We start from the raw sequence: 3,627 nt of genomic DNA, 5'->3' as shown, positions 1-3,627 counted from the left end.
AGTATATATTAAAGGCAAATTATATGAAGGGGCAGAAGTGATCGAACATCCTTTTATTAAGGCCCATGTTAACGCAGCAGCCATGACCTATGTCGTCGCTAATGATCCGCAGTATGAAACACTGGCCACAACGACATCCCATATGACGGGAAAGAAAATCAACCGATTTACTTCTATTCATCAGAGCACAGAGGATTTACTCAATAAAGTAAAGCTGCTGCGGACACTGTCGCAGAAGACCGGTACCTGTTACCAGCGTTGTGTTGGTTTTGATGCCAATAATTCTGTATACAGTGTGACATATGAAATGGATCAGAAACTGGGAACCAACTATCATGAACGGTATAAGAAATTTCTGCAATACTGGCAGGATGAAGACCTGATGGTCGCCGGTGCCATGACGGATCCAAAAGGAGATCGTAACCTGCGGCCAGGAAATCAGGCAGACCCCGATTTATTTGTCCATGTCGTGAAAAGAGACGAAAAGGGGATTGTCCTACGTGGGGCTAAGGCACATATGACTGGAATGGTCAATTCCCATGAAATGCTGATTATGCCTACAATGGGCATGATTCCTGGTGAAGAAGACTATGCAGTTTGTTGTGCGCTGCCCGTTGATGCTGAAGGAGTTATTCATATCTTTGGCCGTCAGACCAACGATGACCGTAAGTTGGAAGGTAAACTGGATCAGGGTAATGCCAATTTTGGCATTGTCGGCGGTGAATGTCTGACTGTGCTGAATGATGTATTCGTGCCGTGGGAACGCGTATTCATGTGCGGTGAAGTCGAGTTTACACGAGATCTGGTATCTAGATTTGCCTGCTATCACCGCCAGAATTATGGAGGCTGCAAAGGCGGCGTTTCCGATATTGTCATAGGTGCCGCTGCGGCAATGGCCGATATGAGCGGATATGGGAAAGCTGGACATATTAAAGAAAAAATCAATGAAATGATTCATCTGGCCGAAACGCTGTATGCCTGCTCCATTGCCTGCTCTGCTGAAGGAAAGCCATTGCCCTGCGGTTCATACTATGTCAATCCATTATTGGCCAATGTTGGAAAGCATAATGTAACGCGCCTTATTTATGATATTGACCGTCTGGCTCAGGATATTGCTGGTGGACTTGTAGCAACGCTGCCGTCTGAATCGGATTTAAAGAATCCTGATATTGGAAAGTATGTAGATAAATATTTCCGCGGCGTCGACAGTATACCGACAGAGTACCGTATGCGCGTTGCCCGGCTTATCGAAAATATGACCGGCGGTACGGCTTTAGTTGAAAGTATGCATGGCGCCGGATCGCCTCAGGCACAGAAAGTGATGTATTCCAGCTTATCCCATCTGGATTTTAAGAAACAGTGTGCGTTACGGTTAGCCGGCGTACCGGATAAGGCTGCTGAAGACATTCGTGCTTTGGGAAAAAAGAAAAAGTGAGGGAGGAACGGTATATGTACGATACTACGATGTATGCATTAGGCGCAAAACGCTCGGCTATTCGCGCCCTGTTTGACTATGGACAGGAACAGGCCGCAAAAGTAGGAAAAGAAAATGTCTTTGACTTCAGTATTGGCAACCCCAGTATTCCTGCCCCAAACTGTGTACAGGATGAAATTGTCCGGCTGGCCCGGGAAGAGGCCCCTGCTGCAATACATGGATATACGCCGGCTCCGGGAGATCCTGTTGTCCGGCAGGGAGTGGCCGACTACATGAACCAAACTTTCCAAGCCAACGTGACCGGCAATAATTTTTATATGACTTGTGGGGCCTCTGCTTCTCTGGCTATTATTTTGCGGGCTCTTATTGCAGAAAATGAAGATGAAATTATCGTAAATGCGCCTTTTTTTCCGGAATACCGTGTATTTATTCAAAATGCTGGCGGACGCCTCGTCATGGTTCCGCCAGATACGGAACAGTTTCAACTGTCCATGACTGGGTTGGCAGAAGCGATTACATCCCATACCAAAGCCGTCATCATCAATACGCCTAATAATCCGTCAGGAAGCGTATACTCTGCAGATACGCTGATGAAATTGGGTGAGCTTCTGCGCTGCAAATCGGCCGAATTTGGACATCCTATCTTTTTAATTTCTGATGAACCGTATCGGGAAGTTATTTATGATGGTCTTCCCGTTTTATATGTTCCTGAATTTTATAAAAATACGGTAATCTGTTATTCTTATAGCAAATCGCTGTCGTTGCCAGGGGAACGGGTAGGCTATATTCTCGTGCCTAATGAGGTCGACGGAAGCAGGGAGATCTTCACGGCTGTATGTGGATCCGGACGTTCTATGGGGTTTGTCTGCGCACCGCATCTGTTTCAGAAAGTCATCTTGGCCTGCCAGGGGAAAACTGCGAACATCGGCATTTATGACAGTAATCGGAAATTGATTTATCACGGCTTGACAGACATCGGCTTTCAGTGTGTATATCCCTCGGGGGCATTTTATTTATTTGTCAAAGCACCTGATGGTGACGCAAACCAGTTTATGGAAAACGCAAAAAAACTGAACATCCTCATCGTCCCCGGTGATGAATTTGGTTGCCCCGGATACTGCCGCATTTCCTATTGCGTCGATCCTGATATGATTCGGCGATCCTTACCTGTCTTTAAACAGCTGTATGAGTTATATTCGCATGTATAACCATAGTAAGTCTGCGTGATGGATATTGTGCATCCGGCTCTGTAATGGCGTATGTTGCCGGAGCCGGATGTTTTTTTCTCGATATTATGTGATATAATACAGCCAAAGATATAAGCGCAGTACGATTGCGCTTCAACGGCAGCCGTAAGAATTGCAATAGAAATGAGATGATACGATGGGATACAATAGTTCGATTTTAAAAAGTTTGGCTCTTCTTGATTGTTTTCAATCCGATCGGGAAGAATTTGGCATCAGCGATTTTAGCTCCCTTACGGGACAGCCAGAAAGTACGGTGCAGCGGCTTATTAATTCGCTGGAATTTGCGGGAATGCTGTACCAGAATCCCTATAATAAAAAATACCGCTTATCGCTGCGGGCCCTGCGTCCCTTATCCTCTCAAAATGCGGCCCCCTTATGGCTGGAACAGGCAAAAGCGGCGATGAAAGTAGTAAATGATGTTACAGATGAAACGGTTAATTTAGGAATTCGTATTGGCAGTCAGCTGGAATATATTGCCAAACAGGATTCGAATCAGCTGTTACGTCCTAATTTCATTTTGGGAACAAAATATCCCTTATACTGTACTGGATTAGGAAGATGCCTTCTGGCTTATATGGATAGAGAAGATATACAGGAGCTTTTTCCAGAACCATTGATCCGTCCCATTGATCAAAGTCCCCTTTCCCTGGATACGCTGTATGAGACAATTGTTAAAACCAGAGAACAGGGATATTACCTAGATGATGAAGAGTTCAGCCTGGGCCTGTATTGTATTGCCGTGCCTGTTTTTGCATTTCCTAAAAAGGTTATTGCCGCTATCAGTGTTAGTGTTCCCAAAGTCCGGATTACACCGGAGAATACGGGACATATCCTGAATACAGCTCGTCAGGCGGCGGATACCATTTCACAGTCATATGCCAAAATTATCCTGTAAAAAACTTTACACCATCCGTCCTCTATAGTATAATACATGTTGTCGTACGG

Annotated in this window: 3 protein-coding genes; all 3 read left to right on the top strand. The window is 45.3% G+C overall.

The genetic code is table 11. The annotated features are described in order from the left end of the window. Window positions 1-1,435, top strand: a 1,435-nt coding sequence (locus tag Q3886_RS09375; protein ID WP_301861169.1) for a 4-hydroxyphenylacetate 3-hydroxylase family protein, incomplete at its 5' end; no start/stop codon positions are given. Window positions 1,436-1,449: 14 nt separating this feature from the next. Then, window positions 1,450-2,643: a pyridoxal phosphate-dependent aminotransferase gene (locus Q3886_RS09370; RefSeq protein WP_301861168.1), complete on the top strand. Its 1,194-nt coding sequence runs from the start codon at window positions 1,450-1,452 to the stop codon at window positions 2,641-2,643. Window positions 2,644-2,818: 175 nt separating this feature from the next. Further along, complete coding sequence (locus Q3886_RS09365) at window positions 2,819-3,577, top strand: IclR family transcriptional regulator (RefSeq protein WP_301861166.1); 759 nt, start codon at window positions 2,819-2,821, stop codon at window positions 3,575-3,577. The last annotated feature ends 50 nt before the right edge of the window (window positions 3,578-3,627 follow it).

The sequence above is a fragment of the uncultured Megasphaera sp. genome (assembly GCF_958350005.1).
Lineage (GTDB): Bacteria > Bacillota > Negativicutes > Veillonellales > Megasphaeraceae > Megasphaera.
The sequence above is the reverse complement of the archived record's forward strand: the minus strand, read 5'-3'. Positions and strand labels throughout refer to the sequence as shown.

Excerpts from the sequence above, each read along its gene's own strand:
- Q3886_RS09370 (WP_301861168.1), top strand. The coding sequence starts at position 1,450 with ATGTACGATACTACGATGTATGCATTAGGCGCAAAACGCTCGGCTATT.
- Q3886_RS09365 (WP_301861166.1), top strand. The coding sequence starts at position 2,819 with ATGGGATACAATAGTTCGATTTTAAAAAGTTTGGCTCTTCTTGATTGT.